Annotated in this window: 20 protein-coding genes and 1 pseudogene; 10 read left to right on the forward strand and 11 right to left on the reverse strand. The window is 70.9% G+C overall.

What is annotated here, in order from left to right; genetic code table 11:
* Positions 1 to 314: 314 nt before the first annotated feature.
* From AC3ET4_RS27385 to AC3ET4_RS27400, 4 genes are all read right to left on the reverse strand, one after another.
* Entirely contained in the window at positions 315 to 995 is a 681-nt protein-coding gene (locus tag AC3ET4_RS27385) for a class I SAM-dependent DNA methyltransferase (RefSeq protein ID WP_431953997.1), read from the reverse strand.
* Positions 996 to 1,122: 127 nt separating this feature from the next.
* Positions 1,123 to 1,806, reverse strand: coding sequence for a cytidylyl-2-hydroxypropylphosphonate hydrolase (gene fomD / locus AC3ET4_RS27390; protein WP_431953999.1), 684 nt, complete (start codon positions 1,804 to 1,806; stop codon positions 1,123 to 1,125).
* A 117-nt stretch (positions 1,807 to 1,923) separates the two neighbouring features.
* Positions 1,924 to 3,333, reverse strand: a complete 1,410-nt coding sequence (locus AC3ET4_RS27395; RefSeq protein ID WP_431954001.1) for a class II fumarate hydratase — start codon at positions 3,331 to 3,333, stop codon at positions 1,924 to 1,926.
* A 154-nt stretch (positions 3,334 to 3,487) separates the two neighbouring features.
* Entirely contained in the window at positions 3,488 to 5,146 is a 1,659-nt protein-coding gene (locus AC3ET4_RS27400) for a fumarate hydratase (RefSeq protein WP_431954003.1), read from the reverse strand.
* Between the two features lie 140 nt (positions 5,147 to 5,286).
* On the opposite strand from AC3ET4_RS27400, the gene AC3ET4_RS27405 reads away from it, so the two are divergent.
* Positions 5,287 to 5,964: a DUF1707 SHOCT-like domain-containing protein gene (locus tag AC3ET4_RS27405; protein ID WP_431954005.1), complete on the forward strand. Its 678-nt coding sequence runs from the start codon at positions 5,287 to 5,289 to the stop codon at positions 5,962 to 5,964.
* Positions 5,965 to 6,188: 224 nt separating this feature from the next.
* Entirely contained in the window at positions 6,189 to 6,542 is a 354-nt protein-coding gene (locus AC3ET4_RS27410) for a WhiB family transcriptional regulator (protein ID WP_018561404.1), read from the forward strand.
* A gap of 81 nt (positions 6,543 to 6,623) precedes the next feature.
* On the opposite strand, the gene glpX is transcribed toward AC3ET4_RS27410, so the two are convergent.
* Complete coding sequence (glpX, locus tag AC3ET4_RS27415) at positions 6,624 to 7,667, reverse strand: class II fructose-bisphosphatase (protein ID WP_431954008.1); 1,044 nt, start codon at positions 7,665 to 7,667, stop codon at positions 6,624 to 6,626.
* Between the two features lie 121 nt (positions 7,668 to 7,788).
* Here glpX and AC3ET4_RS27420 point away from each other — a divergent pair.
* Positions 7,789 to 8,070 (forward strand): annotated as a pseudogene (locus tag AC3ET4_RS27420) (zinc ribbon domain-containing protein); the annotation flags it as partial.
* A 197-nt stretch (positions 8,071 to 8,267) separates the two neighbouring features.
* Positions 8,268 to 8,804 (forward strand): DUF4245 domain-containing protein, encoded by a 537-nt coding sequence (locus AC3ET4_RS27425; protein ID WP_431954010.1) that lies wholly within the window; start codon positions 8,268 to 8,270, stop codon positions 8,802 to 8,804.
* A gap of 69 nt (positions 8,805 to 8,873) precedes the next feature.
* Here the strand turns inward: AC3ET4_RS27425 and AC3ET4_RS27430 are convergent, their stop codons facing one another.
* From AC3ET4_RS27430 to xseA, 3 genes are all read right to left on the reverse strand, one after another.
* Positions 8,874 to 9,467 (reverse strand): malonic semialdehyde reductase, encoded by a 594-nt coding sequence (locus tag AC3ET4_RS27430; RefSeq protein ID WP_431954012.1) that lies wholly within the window; start codon positions 9,465 to 9,467, stop codon positions 8,874 to 8,876.
* Between the two features lie 141 nt (positions 9,468 to 9,608).
* Positions 9,609 to 9,848: an exodeoxyribonuclease VII small subunit gene (locus AC3ET4_RS27435; protein ID WP_431954014.1), complete on the reverse strand. Its 240-nt coding sequence runs from the start codon at positions 9,846 to 9,848 to the stop codon at positions 9,609 to 9,611.
* 81 nt (positions 9,849 to 9,929) lie between these two features.
* The gene (gene xseA / locus AC3ET4_RS27440) at positions 9,930 to 11,138 is read right to left on the reverse strand and encodes an exodeoxyribonuclease VII large subunit (RefSeq protein ID WP_431954016.1); all 1,209 of its coding nucleotides are present in this window, start codon (positions 11,136 to 11,138) and stop codon (positions 9,930 to 9,932) included.
* Between the two features lie 447 nt (positions 11,139 to 11,585).
* Between xseA and AC3ET4_RS27445 the strand changes: the two genes are divergently transcribed.
* A complete protein-coding gene (locus AC3ET4_RS27445) occupies positions 11,586 to 12,581 on the forward strand; it encodes a 4-hydroxy-3-methylbut-2-enyl diphosphate reductase (protein WP_431954018.1) in 996 nt (331 codons plus the stop codon).
* A 29-nt stretch (positions 12,582 to 12,610) separates the two neighbouring features.
* Entirely contained in the window at positions 12,611 to 13,354 is a 744-nt protein-coding gene (gene ppgK, locus AC3ET4_RS27450) for a polyphosphate--glucose phosphotransferase (protein WP_431954020.1), read from the forward strand.
* Between the two features lie 75 nt (positions 13,355 to 13,429).
* Here the strand turns inward: ppgK and AC3ET4_RS27455 are convergent, their stop codons facing one another.
* Positions 13,430 to 13,972 carry a DUF6542 domain-containing protein gene (locus tag AC3ET4_RS27455; protein WP_431954022.1) on the reverse strand — a complete coding sequence of 181 codons (543 nt, stop codon included), beginning with the start codon at positions 13,970 to 13,972 and terminating at the stop codon, positions 13,430 to 13,432.
* 190 nt (positions 13,973 to 14,162) lie between these two features.
* Here AC3ET4_RS27455 and ychF point away from each other — a divergent pair, with 190 nt between their 5' ends.
* Complete coding sequence (gene ychF / locus AC3ET4_RS27460; protein WP_431954024.1) at positions 14,163 to 15,251, forward strand: redox-regulated ATPase YchF; 1,089 nt, start codon at positions 14,163 to 14,165, stop codon at positions 15,249 to 15,251.
* 120 nt (positions 15,252 to 15,371) lie between these two features.
* Here the strand turns inward: ychF and AC3ET4_RS27465 are convergent, their stop codons facing one another.
* Positions 15,372 to 15,764 (reverse strand): DNA-binding protein, encoded by a 393-nt coding sequence (locus tag AC3ET4_RS27465; RefSeq protein ID WP_431954026.1) that lies wholly within the window; start codon positions 15,762 to 15,764, stop codon positions 15,372 to 15,374.
* On the reverse strand, positions 15,764 to 16,015 hold the full coding sequence (locus AC3ET4_RS27470; RefSeq protein WP_431954028.1) for a hypothetical protein: 252 nt from the start codon (positions 16,013 to 16,015) through the stop codon (positions 15,764 to 15,766). The genes AC3ET4_RS27465 and AC3ET4_RS27470 overlap by 1 nt, the downstream gene beginning before the upstream one ends.
* Positions 16,016 to 17,560: 1,545 nt before the next feature.
* On the opposite strand from AC3ET4_RS27470, the gene AC3ET4_RS27475 reads away from it, so the two are divergent.
* Genes AC3ET4_RS27475 through AC3ET4_RS27485 form a run of 3 tightly spaced genes read left to right on the forward strand, consistent with a single transcriptional unit; the run spans position 17,561 to position 20,934 of the window.
* Positions 17,561 to 19,144 carry a CDP-glycerol glycerophosphotransferase family protein gene (locus tag AC3ET4_RS27475; RefSeq protein ID WP_431954030.1) on the forward strand — a complete coding sequence of 528 codons (1,584 nt, stop codon included), beginning with the start codon at positions 17,561 to 17,563 and terminating at the stop codon, positions 19,142 to 19,144.
* Positions 19,145 to 19,153: 9 nt separating this feature from the next.
* On the forward strand, positions 19,154 to 19,864 hold the full coding sequence (locus tag AC3ET4_RS27480) for an IspD/TarI family cytidylyltransferase (RefSeq protein WP_431954032.1): 711 nt from the start codon (positions 19,154 to 19,156) through the stop codon (positions 19,862 to 19,864).
* Between the two features lie 5 nt (positions 19,865 to 19,869).
* Positions 19,870 to 20,934: an NAD-dependent epimerase/dehydratase family protein gene (locus AC3ET4_RS27485; RefSeq protein WP_431954034.1), complete on the forward strand. Its 1,065-nt coding sequence runs from the start codon at positions 19,870 to 19,872 to the stop codon at positions 20,932 to 20,934.
* Positions 20,935 to 21,145: the final 211 nt, after the last annotated feature.

Raw genomic sequence — 21,145 nt, forward strand, 5'->3', positions numbered from 1 at the left:
GCCCGCCGTCCCGCGCTTGCCACCGCCGCCCCGGCGGTCCCGGCGCGGGCGGTCACCCGGCGCGGACGGGACCGGGGGACGGCCGGGGGTCCGCGTCCCCGAGGGGGACACGACCGCCTCGGCGCCCGGCTCCCCGTCCGCGGGCAGCCTGAAGCCGCCCCGCGGATCCGGGGCCGGCCCGGTGTCGCCCGGACCTGCCGGACCGGCCGTCGTCCCCTGGACGGCGGCCTGCTCAGAAATGCGCTCCGTGCTCACGCTGGTCGTTCCATCCGGTCGGTTGCGCCACGTGCCGGGCACGTGGCGGGGCGGCCGCGTCAGGCGGGTCGTCGGCAGTGCAGGAAGAGCTGCCTCTCGGGCAGCACTCCGGTGGCGGGCGGCGCGTACGCGTAGGAATCCTCCTCGAGGATCACGAATCCCGCGTCGGTGACCACCTGGCGCACATCAGCCCGTGGATAACCCGATACCCGGATGATGTGACCGAGGAACGGAATCGCGACGTCGTCCCCGTCGCCCTCCACCATCGACAGACCGAACAACCCGCCGGGGCGGAGGAGGTCGTGGACCCCGCGCAGGGCCTGTGCGAGTTCGGCCCGAGGCAGCGTCACCAGCGAGGAGAAGGCCACCACGGCGTCGAAGCGGCCCAGGTCGTGCGGGCCGCCCGCGCCGAGCCGGCCCCCGGTCCACAGGTCCGCGATGCCGGCCTGGTGGAAGGCCGCCCGGGGCACGTGCCGCCGGGCGAGCGCGAGCGCTCCGGCGGAGAGGTCCACCCCCGTCACCTCGTGTCCGGCCTCCGCCATCTGACGGCAGGTCGGCAGCCCCGTGCCGCAGCCGAGATCCAGGACGCGCGAGCCCGCCGGGAGCCGCGCCAGCAACCGCCTCCCCGCGGCGACCCGGCCGTCCTCGCGCAGGAGGGCCTCGTCGTGACGGTCACCTATGGTGCGGAAGGCCTGGCCGGTGCGGTCCAGTTGTATGTCCTCGTAACCGCCGACTCCCACAGCCCGGGCCTCCCGTATGACCTTGGTGACTTAGCGTCAAACTCTAGTGTGAGCCTGTGTTTCGTGCAGCACTATGGGCCACGATCTTACGATTGGGGCAGGGGTGCACGGCAAGCCGCTCCCGGGGTCACCTTGCCGGACGGTCCCAGTCGACCGGAAGGGCCGGTACCGGCCACGCCGGATCCGGACGCCATTGCTCCCAGCCGTCCCGGAAGGGGATCCCCCAGGCGCCGATCACCTCGAGCGCGCGGCGCCCGGCCTCCCGCACCTTCCGCGCCGTGGCCGCCGGCATCAGGCCCGCGGACTGCGCCTGCGCGAACTCGTCCTCGTCCCGCCACTGCCAGCGGCGGTCCGGGGTGACGTGTATGTCCAGGAAGTGGTCCTCCGAGTCGACCCCGCCCGACCAGCGGTGCCGCGGCTCCTCCAGGTTCACGTACCAGTTCTTGAAGCGCCAGCCCTCGTCCCAGAACAGCCACACCGACCAGGGCTCGGCCGGGCGGGCGAGCTTCAGCACGCCCGTGCCCCACCAGCGGTCCACGCGTGTCGTGCGCGGCTTGAGATAGCGCGTCTCCAGCGGCTCCAGGTGGATCGGCGAGCCGTCCGCCAGCACCGGCCTGACGCACTCGGTACCGGGCGCCATCCACACCGCCAGCAACTCCGCGTCGTCATGGACCACGGTCACCGGACGGCAGATGTGCACCGCGTCGCTGCCATTGCCGCGGTAGCGCCACAGCACCTGCTCGCCGGGGGCCCAGTGGCCGGCGCCGCCGTCCCGGCCCGCTCCCTGGGAAAGAAGGATGTCCGCTGTCATGAACGGATCTTACGTACCCCGTGTCACGAACGCGTCACCCTTGCGCGGGACAATCGCCGCGCGGGCCGATCGCCGTGCCCGGCGGGGCGACGGCCTGCGCGGCGGCGCGACGCTGTCTCAGGGCCGGGTCATCCGCAGCACGTCCAGCGCCTCGTCCAGCTGCTCCAGGGTGAGCAGCCCGCGCTCGACATAGCCGGACTCCAGCACCACCTCGCGGATCGTCTTCCGCTCGGCCAGCGACCGCTTGGCGACCTTGGCCGCCTCCTCGTAGCCGATGTACTTGTTGAGCGGGGTGACGACCGACGGCGAGGACTCCGCGTACTCACGGGCCCGGGCCGCATGCGCCGTGATTCCGTCGACGGTGCGGTCGGCCAGCAGCCGGGAGACGTTCGCGAGCAGCCGGACGGACTCCAGGACGTTGCGGGCGATGACCGGGAGCATCACGTTCAGCTCGAAGTTGCCCGCGGCTCCCGCCGTCGTGATCGTCACGTCGTTGCCGATGACCTGCGCGGCCACCATCAGCACCGCCTCGGGGATCACCGGGTTCACCTTGCCCGGCATGATCGACGAACCGGGCTGGAGGTCGGGCAGGGCGATCTCGCCGAGGCCGGTGCGCGGGCCCGAGCCCATCCAGCGCAGATCGTTGGCGATCTTGGTCAGTCCCACGGCGATCGTCCGCAGCTGCCCCGAGGTCTCCACGACCCCGTCACGGGCGCCCTGCGCCTCGAAGTGGTCCCGCGCCTCGGTCAGCGGCAGCCCGGTCGACCGTGCCACCTCGGCGATCACCGCCGCGGAGAAGCCGGGCGGGGTGTTGATCCCCGTGCCGACCGCGGTCCCGCCCAGCGGCAGCTCCGCCAACCGCGGCAGCGAGGCCCGCAGACGCTCCACCCCGTACCGGACCTGGGCCGCGTAGCCGCCGAACTCCTGGCCCAGCGTCACCGGCGTGGCGTCCATCAGATGGGTGCGGCCGGACTTCACCACGTCCGCGAACTCCGCGGCCTTGCGCTCCAGCGAGGCCGCCAGGTGCTCCAGCGCCGGGATCAGATCGCCGGTCACCGCGGAGGTCGCGGCGATGTGCAGGGAGGAGGGGAAGACGTCGTTGGAGGACTGGCTGGCGTTGACGTGGTCGTTGGGGTGCACGTCCCGTCCGAGCCGCTCGCTCGCCAGGGTGGCGATGACCTCGTTGGCGTTCATGTTCGAGGAGGTGCCGGACCCGGTCTGGAAGACGTCCACCGGGAAGTGGGCGTCCCAGCGCCCCTCGGCCACCTCGGCGGCGGCCTCCTGGATCGCCGCCGCCACGTCCTGGTCCAGGACGCCCAGCTCCGCGTTGACCTTGGCCGCGGCCGCCTTGATCCGGGCGAGCGCCTCGATGTGGGCGCGCTCCAGCCCGCGTCCGCTGACGGGGAAGTTCTCCACGGCCCGCTGGGTCTGCGCACGCCACTTGGCATGGGCCGGTACGCGCACCTCGCCCATCGAGTCGTGCTCGATGCGGTACTCGTGCTCGTCCCCCGCGTCCTGTCCGGGCATGGCCGCCGTCCCTTCCCTCGCGCTCGTCGTCGGGCGTACCGGGTCCTTCCCGGGACGACCTCTTCGTAGGACAGCGGCGCGGCGGGTTTCATTCCTCCGGCGGGAACAGCGAGGCCCGGCGCCGTGCTCGCGGTGCCGGGCCTCGCCAGGAGGGTCAGGCGCCGGGGCGCACCGGGATGCTCGTGAACGTCGGCGCGGGCGCGGGGTCGCTGAAGAAGTCGTTGCCCTTGTCGTCGACGACGATGAAGGCCGGGAAGTCCTCGACCTCGATCTTCCAGACCGCCTCCATGCCGAGCTCGGCGTACTCGAGCACCTCGACCTTCTTGATGCAGTCCTGGGCCAGCCGGGCCGCCGGGCCGCCGATCGAGCCGAGGTAGAAGCCGCCGTGCTCGGCGCACGCGTCGGTGACCTGCTTCGAGCGGTTGCCCTTGGCGAGCATGACCTTGGAACCGCCCGCGGCCTGGAACTGCTCGACGTAGGAGTCCATGCGGCCGGCCGTGGTCGGGCCGAAGGAGCCGGAGGCGTAGCCCTCGGGGGTCTTGGCCGGGCCCGCGTAGTAGACCGGGTGGTCCCGCAGGTACTGCGGCATCTCCTCGCCCGCGTCCAGCCGCTCCTTGATCTTGGCGTGCGCGATGTCGCGGGCGACGACCAGCGGACCGGTCAGCGACAGCCGGGTCTTGACGGGGTACTTGGTCAGCTCCGCCAGCACCTCGTCCATCGGGCGGTTGAGGTCGATGCGCACGACGTCCTCGTCCGACAGGTGCTCGTCGGTGGTCTCCGGCAGGTACTTCGCCGGGTCGGTCTCCAGCTGCTCCAGGAAGACGCCCTCGGCGGTGATTTTGGCGACGGCCTGGCGGTCCGCGGAGCAGGACACGGCGATGGCGACCGGCAGGGAGGCGCCGTGCCGGGGCAGGCGCACCACGCGCACGTCGTGGCAGAAGTACTTGCCGCCGAACTGCGCGCCGATGCCGATCTTCTGGGTCAGCTCGAAGACCTTCTCCTCCAGCTCCCTGTCCCGGAAGCCGTGGCCGGTCGGCGAGCCCTCGCCCGGCAGCTCGTCCAGGTAGTGCGCGGAGGCGTACTTGGCCGTCTTCAGCGCGAACTCCGCGGAGGTGCCGCCGACCACGATCGCCAGGTGGTACGGCGGGCAGGCGGCCGTGCCGAGCGAACGGATCTTCTCCTCCAGGAACTTCATCATGGAGGCCTCGTTCAGGACGGCCTTGGTCTCCTGGTAGAGGAAGGACTTGTTGGCCGAGCCGCCGCCCTTGGCCATGAAGAGGAACTTGTAGGCGCCGCCGTCGGTCGCGTACAGCTCGATCTGCGCGGGCAGGTTGGAGCCGGTGTTCTTCTCCTCCCACATGGTCAGCGGGGCCATCTGGGAGTAGCGCAGGTTGAGCTTGGTGTAGGCGTCGTAGATGCCGTGCGACAGGGCCTCCTCGTCGCCGCCGGCCGTCAGAACGTTCTGGCCGCGCTTGCCCATCACGATCGCGGTGCCCGTGTCCTGGCACATCGGCAGGACGCCGGCCGCGGCGATGTTGGCGTTCTTGAGCAGGTCCAGGGCGACGAAGCGGTCGTTGGGGGACGCCTCGGGGTCGTCGAGGATCCGGCGCAGCTGGGCGAGGTGGGCGGGGCGCAGGTAGTGGGAGATGTCGTGCATGGCCTCGGCGGCGAGCGTGCGCAGCGCCTCCGGCTCCACCTTGAGGAAGGTCCGGCCGTCGGCCTCGAAGGTGCTGACGCCCTCGGAGGTGATCAGTCGGTAGGGAGTGGTGTCCTCACCGAGGGGGAGCAGATCCGTATAGGCGAACTCGGGCATAAGGGACATCCTCACTGGCGCTGCGTCACAGAAGCCCACCAAGCGTAGAACGAGTGCCGGGGGGCGGATGTGTGAGGTGGCCCTCACCGGCCGCTCGCCGCCCCTAGTCGCGATCTATCGCGTTTGTGTACGGTAGTCGGGTGGATGAGTCGTCGCTCCAGAAGCGTGAACAGCCCCCCGTGCGCCCCGTGGCCGAAGCCGACATCCGCGCGTCCGACGCGGACCGCGACGGGGTGGCGGACATCCTCCGCGACGCCCTCGCGGAGGGGCGTCTGACCACCGAGGAGCACTCCGAGCGGCTCGACGGGGTCTATGCGGCCAAGACCGTCGGTGAACTGGAGCCCTACGTCCGCGACCTGCCCGCGGGCCGCGCCGCGAGCGTGCCCGCACCGTCGCCGGAGGCGCGGAACTGGGTGCCCGACGGCTCCGGGGAGAACCCCAACCTGGTCGGCATCCTCGGCGGCGCCGAGCGCAAGGGCCGCTGGCGGGTCGGCTCGAAGATCAACGCCGTCGCCATCATGGGCGGTGTCGCCATCGACCTCACCGAGGCCACCTTCACCAGCCCCGAACTCGTCATCAACTGCACCGCCATCATGGGCGGCATCGAGATCAAGGTCCCCGAGAACGTCACCCTGCGCGGCGGCGGCGTCGTGGGCATCATGGGCGGTTCCGACGTGAAGGCGTACGAGGCGCCCGACCCGAACGCCCCGGTCATCAAGGTGCAGGGCTTCGCCTTCTGGGGCGGCGTCGAGGCCAAGCCGCGCCGCGGCAAGCGCGTGAAGAAGAAGGGGCCCGGTCCCGCCGAGCTCGACGGCTGACGATGCGCCGGGGCCCCAACTCCGGCCCGCGGCAAGGGGATCGGGAGGCGCGCGCCGGGGCGGCGGGCCCGACACGGTGCGCATGAACGCGCGCACAGCGGGTAGGGCAAGGAGACACGTCGCTCGCCGCAGCCCTCCTCACGCCGACAGACCCCTGGAGACGCACCGGCACCGCAGCGACGGGCAAGGGTGACACCAAGCCGAGCCGTCGTCAGGAGTATCCCGTGCTTCAACCGATCGAGCCCCCGGCAGCCTCCAGGTCCTCCCTGAGTCACCCACGGGACCTGGGCGGCCCATGGCACTCGGAGGCGGCGTGCCGCAGTGACGAGGCGGGTCTGTTCTTCGCGCCGTCGAAGGAGCCGACCGCGGCGCGGCTGTCCCGCGAGGAGGCCGCCAAGCGGGTGTGCGCCCGCTGCCCGGTGATGCTGGAGTGCCGTGAGCACGCGCTGCTGCAGCCTGAGCCCTACGGCGTGTGGGGCGGGATGACCGCCGCCGAGCGCAGGGTCGTGCTGGCCCGCCGCCGTCGCCGGGAGGCGGAGCTGCAGCGGCCCGGGACGCGGATCGCGGCGGCGGGCTGAACGAGCAGGCGGTCCGGGACCCCGCCGTCGCGGCGGGGTCCCGGACCGTGTGCGGCCGTGTGCGGCGCGGGCCGGGACGGCTCAGCGCGCGCGGTCGAAGTCGATGGTGCTGTAGGCGCGCAGCTTGGACAGGCGGTGCGTGGAGTCGATCTGGCGGATGGTGCCGGACTTCGACCGCACGACCAGCGACTGGGTGAGCGCCGTCTCGGCGCGGTAGCGCACCCCGCGCAGCAGCTCGCCGTCGGTGATGCCGGTGGCGACGAAGAAGACGTTGTCGCCCTTGACCAGGTCGTCGGTGTGCAGGATCCGGTCCAGGTCGTGGCCGGCGTCCAGAGCGCGCCGCTTCTCCGCCTCGTCCTTCGGCCACAGCCTGCCCTGGATGGTGCCGCCGAGGCACTTGATCGCGCAGGCCGCGATGATGCCCTCGGGGGTGCCGCCGACGCCCATCAGCAGGTCGACGCCGGTGCCGTCCCGGACGGCCATGACCGCGCCGGCCACGTCGCCGTCGGAGATGAACTTGATGCGCGCCCCGGTCTCCCGGACCTCCTTGACGAGGTTCTCGTGGCGAGGGCGGTCGAGGATGACGACCGTGACGCCCTCGGGGGCGATGCCCTTCGCCTTGGCGACCCGGCGGATGTTGACCGAGGGCGGGGCGGTGATGTCGACGTAGTCGGCGGCCTCGGGGCCGGTGACGAGCTTGTCCATGTAGAAGACGGCCGAGGGGTCGTACATCGCGCCTCGGTCGGCGGCGGCGAGCACCGCGATGGCGTTCGGCATGCCCTTGGCCGTGAGCGTGGTGCCGTCGATCGGGTCCACGGCGATGTCGCACTCCGCGCCGGTCCCGTCGCCGATGCGCTCGCCGTTGAACAGCATCGGTGCCTCGTCCTTCTCCCCCTCGCCGATGACGACGACGCCGTTCATCGACACGGTGGAGACGAGGGTGCGCATGGCCTTGACGGCCGCGCCGTCCGCGCCGTTCTTGTCGCCGCGCCCGACCCAGCGCCCGGCGGCCATGGCCGCGGCCTCGGTGACCCGGACGAGCTCCAGCGCGAGGTTGCGGTCGGGCGCCTCGGGCTTCACCTCGAGTTGCGGCGGCAGGTTGTGGTGTTCGTGCTGCTCGGTCATCGGGGCTCTCCTTCGTCGATACCCCCGGCTTCAGCCGGGGAAGGAAGCGAAGATCCAGGGGGCAGGGCAGGGATGGCCGGTTCGCCGCGAGGGCGGACCGGCGTCCGCCCTCTTCCAGAGGGCCCAGCGGTGCGGCCGCGAAGTGATCGCGGTCGACCGCTGGTTCCCGTCCTCCAGGCTGTGCTCCGCCTGCGGCACCTTGCAGGACACGATCCCGCTGAAGGTTCGCACCCGGACGTGCTGCTGCGGGACGACCCACGACCGGGACGTGAACGCGGCGGCGGACAGCCTGGCCGTCGGGCTGACGGTGTCTGTCTGTGGAACTGGTGCAAGACCTCAACGGAGCACTCCTCGCGGGCAGCGGGCGACGAAGCGGAAACCCCTACTACAGCGCGAGCCGTAGGACTCCCCTCCTCCAGGAAGGAGAGGAAGCCGAGGCGGCGCACCTTTCTGTGTACGAGGACGGCCGGAAAAGAGGGTGCTACGACCTTATCCGGACACCGCCAGAATGAGCAGGCCGCCCGTCACATGAGCGGTTCTCCCGCCGGGGGCGACCCCCGGGCGGCCGGACGCTCCGGGGCATGGGGGACGATAGGGGGCGTGGCAAAGAAGCGCGGCATGGAAACCCTGCGGGACATGGTGCTCTCGATGGCGGCGATCGGCGTCGTCGCCGGAGGCATCTGGCTCTTCATCCCGCACGACGAGAACCACGACCCCGTCAAGGCGGTCGGCTACCGGGTCGAGCTCGGCCAGGCCCGGCGCGACGCCCCGTACGAGGTGGCGGCCCCGGAAGGGCTCGGCAAGGAGTGGCGGGCGACCTCGGTGACGTACGAGTCCACCGACCCCGAGGCCGTGCGGTGGCACCTGGGCTTCGTCGACCCGGACAACGAGTACGCCGCCGTCGAGCAGAGCAACGAGGCCGCGCAGAAGTTCGTCGCCGCCAAGAGCCACGAGGCGAAGCGGGTCGGCACCCGCATGGTCGAGGGCGAGACCTGGCAGCGCTACGAGGGCCCCAAGTACGACGCGCTCGTGCGCGAGGAGGGCGGCGTGACCACGATGGTCACCGGCACCGCCCCGATGGACCGGCTCGCGGAACTGGCCGCCGCCCTGGAGGAGCGGGGCGGCCGGCAGGGCTGACGCGACGCCGCCGGCCCCCGGGTGGTGGGGCCGGCGGCAGCCGTCGTGCGGGCGGTGACGCCCTCGTCGTCAGACGACGCTGACGACCTCGTCGTACGCCAGGCGCGGTCCGCGCTCGCGCCAGGCGTTCTCGCCCGGCTTGCCGATGTTGACCACGGCCAGCACGGAGTGCTCGCCGTCGGGGAAGAACTCCTTGTCGATGGCCTCGGCGTCGAAGCCGGTCATCGGACCGGCGGCCAGTCCGGCCGCCCGCACGCCCAGGATGAAGTAGCCGACCTGCAGCGCGGCGTTGAAGGCCGCGGACGCCTCGCGTGCCGGGCGCTCGCCGAAGAGCACGTCCTTGGCCTGGGGAAAGGCCGGGAACTGCACCGGCAGGTGCTCGTGGAACTCGTTGTCGGCGGCCAGGACCGCCACCAGTGGCGCCGCGGCGGTCTTCGCCCGGTTGCCCTCGTTCATTCGGTTCACCAGGCGCTCGCGGGCCTCGGGGGAGCGCACCAGCACGATGCGCAGCGGCTGCTGGTTGTAGGCGGTGGGGGCGTACTTGACCAGGTCGTACACGGCCTGGATCTGCTCGTCGGTCACCGGCTCGTCGGTGAAGGCGTTGGCGGTCCGTGCGTCGCGGAAGAGGAGGTTCTGCGCGGCGGCGTCGAGGGAGAGCGTCATGGGGTACCTCTGCGGGGGATAACGGGCAGCGCCCTGGGGGAGGCGCGTCGGAACACTCGCCTCACTATAGATGAAAATTCAACTTAATCTTCAACTATTCCGGTGAGGCGGCTCACGCCGCCCTGCGCTCCGCTCAGCCGGTCACCCCTCCTCCACGGCCCCCGGCTCCTGCCCGGCGCCGCCGGACTCCTGCGCCAAAGCCGCGTCCAGTCGGGCGCGGGCGCCCTCCAGCCACTCGCGGCACACCTTGGCGAGCTGCTCCCCCCGCTCCCACAGGGCAAGGGACTCCTCGAGCGTGGAGCCTCCGGCCTCCAGACGGCGAACGACATCGACGAGCTCGTCGCGGGCCTGCTCATACCCCAACGTGTCCTGATCAGCCATGGCACCAGCCTAGAGCCGCCCTCCGACACAGCGGCCGGGCGCGCGGCGCGCACCCCCGGGGGACGGCCGGCGCCCCCGCGGTCAGCGCGTGACGCGGACGGCGAACTCGCCCTCCGCCACCCGTGCGCGCAGCTTCTCCTCCTCGGCCACCTCGTCCGCGGCGCGCACGACCTGCCCGTCCTCGCGCTGCAGCACCGCGTATCCCCGCTGCAGCGTCGCGGCGGGGGAGAGCGCCAGCACCCGGGCGCGGGTGTGCGCCAACTCGTCGTCCGCCCGATCCAGCCGGTGCAGCAGATGGCGGCGGGACCGCTCCAGCAGGGCGGCGACCTGCTCCTCGCGCTCGTCCACCATCAGCCGGGGCCGCGCCATGCACGGCCGGCTCACCGCCGCCGCCAGCCCGCGCTCCTCCCGGTCCAGCAGCCCGCGCATCACGCGCAGCGACCGCTGCCGCAGCTGCTCGACCCGGGCCAGCTCCTCGCCCACGTCCGGCACCACGCGCTTGGCCGCGTCGGTCGGCGTCGAGGCGCGCAGATCGGCCACCAGGTCCAGCAGCGGGGTGTCCGGCTCGTGCCCGATCGCCGACACCACGGCCGTACGGCACTCCGCGACCGTCCGCACCAGCCGCTCGTCCGAGAACGGCAGCAGATCCTCCACGCTGCCGCCGCCCCGCGCCACGATGATCACGTCCACCTCGGGGTGCGCGTCCAGCCCGCGCACCGCCTCGATCACCTGCGGCACCGCGTACGCCCCCTGCACGGGCACGTTGCGCACCTCGAAGCGGACCGCGGGCCAGCGCAGCCGCGCGTTCTCCAGCACATCGCGCTCGGCGGCCGAGGCCCGGCCGCACACCAGGCCGATCAGCTGCGGCAGGAACGGCAGCGGCCGCTTGCGCTCCGGCGCGAACAGGCCCTCGGCCGCCAGCCGCTTCTTCAGCTGCTCCAGCCGCAGCAGCAGGTCGCCCACGCCTATCGGGCGGATCTCCGCCGCGCGCAGCGACAGCTGGCCGCGCGGCGCGTACCACTCCGGCTTGGCCTGCACGACCACCCGGGCGCCCTCGCCCACCGCCCCGTCCAGGGCGTCGAAGACCGCCCGGCGGCACGTCACGCTGAGCGAGATGTCCTGCGACGGATCGCGCAGCGTCAGGAACACCACGCCCGCCCCCGGGCGCCGGGACAACTGGGTGATCTGCCCCTCGACCCACACCGGGCCGAGGCGGTCGATCCAGCCGCCGATCAGCCGGGACACCTCGCCGACCGGGATCGGCGTCTGCGCGGACGTGTTCACAGCCATACGCCGAGACTAGTCCCCGCCACGGACAGTGACGCCCCGCGCGGCCGACCCGGATGGCCCACCCCCCGCTGTCCCCCCGCGGCACCGCCGCGCAGGCTGGGGGCAACGGCGCCGGCGAGCCGGCGTCACCGACAGGCCCTGGGAGGTCCCATGCGCCGACCCGGCCGGCACGGCTGCCCCCCGTCCGAACGCCCGCCGCGCGTCCACGCAGGGTTCCGCGTCGGGCGCCACGGCCCCGGCTGCGGCTGCTTCGCCTGCCTGCCCCTGGCGGCCGTCCTCGGCGCCGGGTGGGCGCTCGCCGTCCGCCGCGCCGTCCGGGGCCTGCGGCGCGGCCGCTGAGCGCGGCACTCGCCGGCCGTCGCGGTGGTGCGCCGGGACGCTTCCGGCCCCCGTCAGAGCCACCCGGGGCAGCGGTGGGGGGCCGTCCGCGCCCCGTACGATGGGCCCATGACCGCTACGACTTCCCGCCGCGTCCTGCTCGCCGCCCCGCGAGGCTACTGCGCGGGTGTGGACCGCGCAGTGATCGCCGTCGAGAAGGCCCTGGAGCAGTACGGGGCCCCGATCTACGTCCGTCACGAGATCGTGCACAACAAGTACGTCGTGCAGACCCTGGAGCGGAAGGGCGCGATCTTCGTCGAGCGGACGGAGGAGGTGCCCCCGGGGTCGATCGTGATGTTCTCCGCCCACGGCGTCGCCCCGGTCGTCCACGAGGAGGCCGCCCAGGGCCGCCTCGCCACGATCGACGCGACGTGCCCGCTGGTCACCAAGGTGCACAAGGAGGCCGTGCGCTACGCCGCGGAGGACTACGACATCCTCCTGATCGGCCACGAGGGCCACGAGGAGGTCATCGGCACCTCCGGCGAGGCGCCCGACCACATCACCCTGGTCGACGGCCCGGACGACGTCGCGAAGGTCGAGGTCCGCGACCCGTCCAAGGTCGTCTGGCTCTCCCAGACCACGCTCTCCGTGGACGAGACCATGGAGACCGTCGACGCGCTCAAGGAGAAGTTCCCGCTGCTGCTCTCGCCGCCGAGCGACGACATCTGCTACGCCACGCAGAACCGCCAGCTCGCCGTGAAGCAGATGGGCGCCGACGCGGACCTGGTCATCGTGGTCGGCTCGCGCAACTCCTCCAACTCCAAGCGCCTGGTCGAGGTCGCCAAGCTGGCCGGCGCCCGCGCCTCGTACCTGGTGGACTTCGCCGACGAGATCGACGAGGCGTGGCTGGACGGCGTCTCCACCGTCGGTGTCACCTCCGGCGCCTCCGTGCCCGAGGTGCTCGTCGAGCAGGTGCTGGAATGGCTCGTCGCCCGCGGCTTCGAGGACGTCGAGATCGTCAAGGCCGCCGAGGAGACGATCATCTTCTCGCTGCCCAAGGAGCTCCGCCGGGACCTGCGCGCCGAGGCGGCCGAGCTGCTGCGGGGCGGCGCATCCGAGGGGTGACCGGCCGTGCCACGTCGTAGCGTTGGGGCATGAGCGTTTTCGGTGTGGACATCGGCGGATCGGGCATCAAGGGCGCCCCGGTCGACCTCGGGCGCGGCGAGCTGGCGGAGGAGCGCTTCAAAGTGCTCACTCCCCACCCCGCGACCCCCGACGCCGTCGCGGAGTGCGTGAAGCAGGTCGTCGACCACTTCGGGTGGACGGGCCCGGTGGGGGCCACGTTCCCCGGAGTGGTGACGCACGGCATGACGCGCACGGCGGCGAACGTCGACAAGGCCTGGATCGACCTGGACGCCGCCGGGCTGCTGTCCCAGAAGGCCGGCTGCGCGGTGACCCTGCTCAACGACGCCGACGCCGCGGGCCTGGCCGAGATGGAGTACGGCGCGGGCCGCGGCCGCAAGGGCACGGTCATCGTCCTCACCCTGGGCACGGGCATCGGCAGCGCCGTCTTCCTCGACGGCGCCCTGCTGCCCAACACGGAGCTGGGCCACCTCGAACTGCACGGCCACGACGCCGAGAAGAAGGCGTCCACCAAGGCCAAGGAGGACGAGGGCCTCAGCTGGGAGCACTGGGCCAAGCGCCTCAGCAAGTACCTCACCCACGTCGAGCAGCTCTTCTCGCCCGAGCTGTTCATCCTCGGCGGCGGGGTCAGCCGCAAGGCCGACAAGTTCCTGCCGCTGATCTCCGGCGTCAGGGCCGAGATCGTGCCGGCCGCGCTGCAGAACAACGCGGGCATCGTCGGCGCGGGCATGGCGGCGGCCGCCGTCCGCTCCTGACCGCGCGCCCTCCCCTTCCCGGGTACCCCGGGTCTCCGGGCCCCGGGGACCCGGAGACGGGGCCGGCGGGGGCGCTCAGCGGCGCCGTTCCCGCATCACCAGGGCCACCTTCCGCGCGGCCGCGATCAACGCGGCGCCGACCGTGCCCCCGTACAGCCAGCCCGTCAGGGTGGCGAGCCCGGTCAGCAGGCCCATCACATGGCCGGTGAAGCCACCGCCGCCGTCGGCGGTCACGGCCAGCGCGACGGTGAAGGCGATGGGCGCGCTGACCGGCGCCGCGGACAGGTCGTACGGGCGCACGAACATCCCGGCGGCCAGGCAGGCCAGCAGGAAGACGACCCCGAAGAGGGTGCCGGGCTCACCCGTGATCAGGGAGTCCGCGGCGCCGCCGGCGAGCGCCGTCAGGGTGAGGAAGACGAAGGTGCCGAGTCCGGTCAGCCGCGGCTCCGCCCGGCGCAGCCGGGCCAACCGGAGAGGTAGCGGCCGCCGGGGCGGACCGCCCCGGACGGCTGTCGCGCCCTGCGGCCGGCGCGGCCGGCGCACCGGCCGCGGTGTCGGGGAGGCGGCGGTGGGGGCACCGCTGTTCTTGGGGGGTGTGCGCGCGCTGTGTTGCTCCACGCACACAACGTAGGCTCCGGGGAGGGGGTAAACGTGGGCAGGACACGACTTTTCACCGCCTCAGGGGGCCGCTCAGGGCGCGGCCGCCCCAGGGGCCGGCGCGTTCCGTAGACTGGTGGACCGGTCCGCCGTCCGCCCTGCCCGGGCGCCGCGGGCCACGTCACCCACACTCGCTACGGGAAGTCGTCACGTGTCGCTCACGATTGGAATCGTCGGCCTGCCGAACGTCGGCAAGTCGACCCTGTTCAACGCCCTGACCAAGAACGACGTGCTGGCGGCCAACTACCCGTTCGCCACGATCGAGCCCAACGTCGGCGTGGTCGGCGTCCCCGACCCCCGCCTGGACAAGCTGGCCGAGATCTTCGGCTCGCAGCGCAAGCTCCCGGCGACCGTGGACTTCGTCGACATCGCCGGCATCGTCCGCGGCGCCAGCGAGGGCGCGGGCCTGGGCAACAAGTTCCTCGCGAACATCCGCGAGTCCGACGCCATCTGCCAGGTCATCCGGGCCTTCGACGACCCGGACGTCGTCCACGTCGACGGCAAGGTGTCGCCCAAGGACGACATCGAGACGATCAACACCGAGCTGATCCTCGCCGACCTGCAGACCATCGAGAAGGTCCTGCCGCGGCTGACCAAGGAGGCCCGCCTCCAGAAGGACAAGGCGCCGGTGCTCGCCGCCGTCCAGGAGGCCCAGCAGATCCTCGAGGACGGCCGCACCCTGTTCTCCGCCGGCATCACCGCCGGGACCGAGAAGGGCCGGCTGCTGCACGAGCTGCACCTGCTGACCACCAAGCCCTTCCTGTACGTCTTCAACGTCGACGAGGACGAGCTGGGCGACGAGGCGTTCAAGGCCGAGCAGCGCGCCCTGGTCGCCCCGGCCGAGGCGATCTTCCTCAACGCGAAGATCGAGTCCGAGCTCATCGAGCTCGAGGACGACGAGGCGCTGGAGCTGCTGCAGTCCATGGGCCAGGACGAGCCGGGCCTGGCCACCCTCGCCCGGGTCGGCTTCGACACCCTCGGCCTGCAGACGTACCTCACCGCGGGCCCCAAGGAGGCCCGCGCCTGGACGATCAAGAAGGGCGCCACCGCCCCCGAGGCCGCCGGTGTCATCCACACCGACTTCCAGAAGGGCTTCATCAAGGCGGAGATCGTCTCCTTCGACGACCTCGTGGAGACGGGCTCCATCCCCGAGGCCCGCGCCAAGGGCAAGGCCCGCATGGAGGGCAAGGACTACGTCATGCAGGACGGCGACGTCGTGGAGTTCCGCTTCAACGTGTGACGTCTCGTCAAGAACTGTGCCCGACCCGCCTGTTGGTAGGCCGGGCGCTCGCGTCTGCCCGCGTGGAGTCCTTGCCCTGTGACGTGGGGCGGCGGCAGGTCTGGTCGGCGTCAGGCTGCCTCAGACCTTGACGACTTCCACGGAAGGGCCGCACAGGAGTGTCAGGTCCCCGGGGTCGGACGTGAGGACGGTGACCGGCCGGGGTGCGTTGCGGGCGATGACGGCGAAGGCGGCATCGATCGCGCACTTGTGACCGTGGAGGTGATGGGCGCGCAGAAGCGCGGCGGCCTGGTCGGTGACCTCATTGGTGACGCCGTGAACGTCGACGCGGGAGAGGACCCACTTGATGCGGGCGGGATGGATGCGCTCGTAGTCGGCCTCGAGGGTGGTCATGGCGCTGGTGGCGACGCGGACACCCTCTTCCGATGCCGCTTGGACCAGAGCCACGACGGTGCGGTCCTTGCGGTAGAGCTTCGAGAGTCCTTCACCGTCGAGCAGGAGCGTGCCGGGCATCAGGCGGCGGCCCCGCCGGTCTGTCGGTGGTCGTGACGCAGCAGCGCCCTGGCGGCCTCGACCTCCTCGCGGGTGAGGGCTTCGTTGTCGGTCTCGAAGTCGGCGACGATCTCCCGGAGCTTGTCCATGGCGACTCTCTGTTCGAGAGCCTCGGCGACGTAGGCGGAGAAACCGCCGGGTCCGACATGGGCGCGTACGGCCTCGGCGAGATCCTCGGGCAGACTGACCGAATACTTCCTGCTACCGCTCATGGTGCTGATCCTACCGACGGTCGTAAGTTCCGGGGTGTGAATGACCGCCCCGAGGTTCGGTCGTTCCGCATGGAGCTGCGAATGTCCGGCGGGGCCCGGTGGGGGCGGTGGGAAGATGCGGGGAGTGCCGGAGAGGGGCGGGAAGCGTGGGGCGTGGCGAGAGGCGCTTCGGCCCGGTACGTGCCGTCGCCGTGGCGGCGTGACGGCCGAGTCCCGCCATGCCTGGCTGACGACCACGGAGGGCACGTGGATGTCCCGGCCCAGACGTGGCCGTCGGGGCGACTTCGGGAGGACGAGACGCCCGGTGAGGCCGCAGCCTGAGCACCTGGGCGAAGGCCGCCGTGGTTTCTGATTCCTGTGTGGCGCGACGGAGCCGCGTCTCGGGGCGACTCGTCCTCAGCGGTTGTTATGCGCGCCGATCAGACCCGCCACGCGACGCATGGCGATGGGGCGACTACCCAGCGAAGCGGAATCCCCCGGAAACGCGCGCGGCTGCTCTCCCATGGCCCCCCAAGATCGCGCCGATCGAGCCGCACAACAGCTCGCAGGACTGCCGAACCGCGACTGACCAGCAGCGTTGGCTCTGTCCGACGAGTTCGCGGGGGCCGCGGCGAAAGGGCGAGGGCTAGACCTGTTACCCGAGACGATTAGTATGCATGTCTCATGCGGACCGGCTGCGGTGCGGCGGGTCGAGTGAAAGCTCGCTGACGCATGATTCTGAAACGGAGTTCGAAACGATGGAGTGTGCGCGCTGAGACCGCTGCAGCGGATGCGCCATGCCCTCATCGGAGGCTGGGTGAGTGCGTCATGATCACGGTTTGCCGCGGACGGGACGTCCCCCGCGCTGCCGCCGTCGTGTGCGCGCTGTCGCCTGGCCGAGCGCGTCCGGCCGGGGAGTCCCGGCCGGTCCACCCGTGTGTCCGACGACACGGATGTGTCCGACGACACGGCGGTGATCGGGTGGTGGCACGGCCGCGACGCTCCCGCCATGATCCACCCTCGCCCTGTTCCCACTTCCCGACCGGGCCGGCGCCACCGGGACCCGCCGCTCGCCGCATGGCCCGACCTGCCCCAGCGCATCCCGTACGTGGCAGATCCTCCCCGTGATTCGCCGCAACTGACGTCGCTCGCCGAACCGTCCGGAATCCGAGCACAGGCACCGGCGCGGTAGGCTCCCTTGCCGTCACGCTGGCCTCGATGGAGCGTCAGCTCACGGGCTTCGCACCGGCCCGCTGCGTCCATCCGACGGAAGGGCGGCCCTCCAGGCCGAACTCTCCACCTGCGCCCGGCAACGGAGCCGTGCGGCAGGTCGCGCAAGGTGATCGAGCGGCGACAACAACCCCATCACGTTCGAAGAGCACACGTAGTTGTACGACGTTTTACGGATAGCCGCACGGCGATTTCACGGACCAAAGGATAGCGATGGCGCATTGTTCGATAGCGGAGATCTCCTGGGAGCGGGTTCACCTTACTCTCACGGTGGTCGTCACCGGGGATGCTACCCCTCCCCGGTTCCTTATCGTCGATAATGAACGCGAATTCCCGGTGAAGTCTCGGCAAATAGCCGCTGACACGTACGCGCTGGAAATCAACGTCACCAACTTCCAGGGACGTGGCCAGGTGCCCAACGGCACGTGGCGAATCGTTCCTGTGGTCGGCGACGAGCGGCTTCCGGCTGCCGACATCGACCTCAGCGACACGGAGCGGCTGGACGCGGACTCCCGCACCTTCCTCTACGACCGCAACCGTGTCGCGTACGTGATCGCGTTCGGGATCTCCGACGACGACGAGCACCCCGACTTCCTGATGCGGACCTACCAGCTGTTCCGCAAGGCGGCGCCGGCCAAGCCGGGGACGGGTCCGAAGAAGCCGCTGGGGAGGCGCCTCGGCCTGTGGGTCCTGCCCCGTGCGCGGCGCCGCAAGCTCGCGAACCAGTTCTACGACCTCGCGCGCCGCCTGAACCCGCCGCGCGGCAACCGCATCCTGTTCGCCTCCGAGATGCGTCCCAAGATCGGCGGCAACCTGGCGCGCGTCCACGACCGGATGGTCGAGCGGGGTCTCGACAAGAAGTATTCCTTCCGCTACTCGTTCCGGATCCCGGACACGGCCACCAAGTGGAACACGCTGCGCGTCATCTACCTCCTCGCGACCTCGGACGTCGTGCTGATGGACGACTACTTCGGCCTGCTCGGACAGCTGGGCATCTCGCCGAAGACCAAGATCATCCAGCTGTGGCACGCCGGAAGCGGCTTCAAGGCGGTCGGCTACAGCCGGTTCGGGCGCTACGGTTCGCCGAAGCTGTCCAACGCCCACCGCAAGTACACCTACGTGATCACCGGCTCCAAGCACCTGGTGCCGACGTACGCCGAGGCTTTCGGCATCGAGGAGTCGGCGGTCATACCCACCGGCCTGCCCCGAATAGACACGTTCCTCGACAAGGAGCGTTCCGCGAAGGTCGTCGAGGATTTCTTCACGGCCAATCCGAACCTCCGGGGCAAGAGGATCATCCTTTTCGCGCCGACCTTCCGCGGGAAGAGCATCGGCGACGCGCACTACGATTACAACCGCATCGATTTCGCCAAGCTCTACGAGGCCTGCGGCGACAAGTCCGTCGTGCTGTTCCGCATGCACCACTTCATCACGGATCCCGTGCCGATTCCCGCGGAATACTCCGACCGGCTGCTGAATTTCGCGTCGTTCCCCGACACCAACGACCTTCTGCACGTCACCGACGTGCTGATCACCGACTACTCCTCGGTGATCTACGAGTACTCGCTGCTCGACCGGCCGATCCTCTTCTACGCGTACGACAAGGACCGCTACTCGGTCGTCCGCGGATTCCACCGCGACTACGACGAGGTGGCCCCCGGCAAGATCTGCCTGACCTTCGACGACCTGCTCAAGGCCCTGCAGGACGAGGACTACGACCTCTCGAAGCTCGAGCAGTTCCGGCAGGAGAACGTCGACTACGTCGACACCAACTCGGCGGATCGCGTGATCGACTGGCTGGTGCTGGGCGACCCCAAGGACAGCGGCAGTGGCGACGCCGGCCAGCAGGCGTGGCTCGCGCCCGTCTCAGATGACAACGCGGTGGGCGACCAACCGCTCAGCGACCAGTCGGAGGTATGAGCTGTGAATGTGGCGTTGCTTTTCGCCGGCGGTATCGGGTCGCGGATGAACACCCGCGCCCTCCCGAAGCAGTTCCTGGAGATCCACGGCAAGCCGGTGATCATCCACACCCTCGAGCACTTCGAGGCGCACCCGGACATCGACGGCATAGCCATCGCGATCCTCCCCGAGTACCGCGAGCACATGACGAAGCTGCTGAAGCGGTACGAGATCGAGAAGGTCCGCTGGATCGTCGACGGCGGCAGCACCGGTCAGGAGTCCCGGCACAACGGCCTGAAGGCGATCGCCGCGGACTGCCCCGAGGACACCGTCGTGCTGATCCACGACGGAGTGCGACCGCTGATCGACGCGAAGCTGATCAGCGCCAACATCGAGATGGTCCAGGAGCGCGGCTCCGCCATCACGTGCACCAAGTTCAACGAGACCGTGGTCTCGAGTGAGCAGGAGCACATCGACGACGTGATCCCGCGCGACCACATCTACGCCGCCCAGGCCCCGCAGAGCTTCCGGATCGGCGAGATCCTCTCGCTGTACGACCGGGCGGTCGCCGATGGTGAGCACGACAGCATCGACTCGTGCTCCCTCATGCACCGGTACGGTCACAAGATCTACCGGGTGGTCGGTCCCCGCTCGAACATCAAGATCACGACGTCCGAGGACTTCTACCTGTGCCGGACGTTCTTCGAGATCATCGAGAACCAGCAGATCGTGGGTACGTGACTTCAGTGAGCACCATCTTCAGTTCGGTCGTGGCGCACGACCTTGACGAGATCCTCGACCGCGACCTCCCGTGGAACGAGCTCGCCGGCAGCACCGTGCTGGTCACCGGTGCCAGCGGCATGCTGCCGTCGTACGTCGTCCACACCCTGCTCGCCCTGAACGACCGGCACGGGATGGGCATCACCGTCCACGGTCTGGTGCGGAACAGGGAGAAGGCCACGCAGCTGCTCGCGGACCTGCTGGACCGTCCGGACTTCCACCTGATCGTCCAGGACGTGTCGGATCCGCTCGAGCTGCCCGGTCCTGTGGACTACGTGATCCACGGGGCGAGCGCGGCGCGGCCCGCCCTGCACGGCAGCCAGCCGGTCCTGACGATCAAGGCGAACCTGCTCGGCACCTTCAACCTGCTCGACCTGTGCGTGGCGAAGGCCAGCCGCGGGTTCGTGCTGATGTCCTCGGCGGAGGTCTACGGCGCCCAGCCGCCGGAGACCGAGCTCATCGGCGAGCAGAGCTACGGCGGCTTCGACATCCTCAACCCGCGGGCCTGCTACGCCGAGGGCAAGCGCGCCGCGGAGACGATCTGCGCGACCTATCAGGCGCAGTACGGCATCGCGAGCCGCGTCGTCCGGTTCGGTCATGTCTACGGGCCGGGGATGGCCCTCGACGACGGCCGTGTGCAGGCCGACTTCGCGGCGAACGTGGTGGTCGGCAAGGACATCGTGCTCAACAGCGACGGTTCCGGCGTGCGGACCTACACCTACGTGGCCGACGCCATCGCCGGACTCTTCTATGCGCTGCTGCGCGGCGACGAGACGGCCTACAACGTGGCGGACCCGGCCGGTCTGGTCTCGATCCGGCGCTTGGCGGAGCTGTTCACCGAGGTGCGCCCGGAGCGCGGCCTCCAGCTGCGGTTCACCAACGAGTCCGACGCGCGCTCGTACAGCCTGACCAAGAAGCAGGGTCTGGACAGCGCGCGGCTGACAGCCCTCGGCTGGCGCCCGGTCGTCGATCTGCCGGACGGGCTCAACCGCATGGTGACCCACCTGGAGTCGTCCACCCAGGCGTCCTAGCGGGCCCGGCGGACCCCGCCGCCTGCCGCGCGCACTCTGAGCCGCAGCGGGCTGCGGCGGGCCGCGGCCGGTGAGCCGTCCGGGGACGGACGGACGGCCGGCGGGGCCCGCCCCCGCGACGCGACCGACGGAAAGAGGCCGGAGCCCTGGGGCTCCGGCCTCTTTCGTTCACGGCCGCGGGTGGTGGGGGGGGGGGGGGGGGGGGGGGAGG

The organism is Actinacidiphila sp. bgisy167 (genome assembly GCF_057707665.1).

Excerpts from the sequence above, each read along its gene's own strand:
- AC3ET4_RS27465 (WP_431954026.1), bottom strand. The coding sequence starts at position 15,764 with ATGCCCGGCACGCTCCTGCTCGACGGTGAAGGACTCTCGAAGCTCTAC.
- fomD (WP_431953999.1), bottom strand. The coding sequence starts at position 1,806 with ATGACAGCGGACATCCTTCTTTCCCAGGGAGCGGGCCGGGACGGCGGC.
- ppgK (WP_431954020.1), top strand. The coding sequence starts at position 12,611 with ATGAGCGTTTTCGGTGTGGACATCGGCGGATCGGGCATCAAGGGCGCC.
- AC3ET4_RS27445 (WP_431954018.1), top strand. The coding sequence starts at position 11,586 with ATGACCGCTACGACTTCCCGCCGCGTCCTGCTCGCCGCCCCGCGAGGC.
- AC3ET4_RS27400 (WP_431954003.1), bottom strand. The coding sequence starts at position 5,146 with ATGCCCGAGTTCGCCTATACGGATCTGCTCCCCCTCGGTGAGGACACC.
- AC3ET4_RS27430 (WP_431954012.1), bottom strand. The coding sequence starts at position 9,467 with ATGACGCTCTCCCTCGACGCCGCCGCGCAGAACCTCCTCTTCCGCGAC.
- AC3ET4_RS27470 (WP_431954028.1), bottom strand. The coding sequence starts at position 16,015 with ATGAGCGGTAGCAGGAAGTATTCGGTCAGTCTGCCCGAGGATCTCGCC.
- AC3ET4_RS27395 (WP_431954001.1), bottom strand. The coding sequence starts at position 3,333 with ATGCCCGGACAGGACGCGGGGGACGAGCACGAGTACCGCATCGAGCAC.
- AC3ET4_RS27435 (WP_431954014.1), bottom strand. The coding sequence starts at position 9,848 with ATGGCTGATCAGGACACGTTGGGGTATGAGCAGGCCCGCGACGAGCTC.
- xseA (WP_431954016.1), bottom strand. The coding sequence starts at position 11,138 with ATGGCTGTGAACACGTCCGCGCAGACGCCGATCCCGGTCGGCGAGGTG.
- glpX (WP_431954008.1), bottom strand. The coding sequence starts at position 7,667 with ATGACCGAGCAGCACGAACACCACAACCTGCCGCCGCAACTCGAGGTG.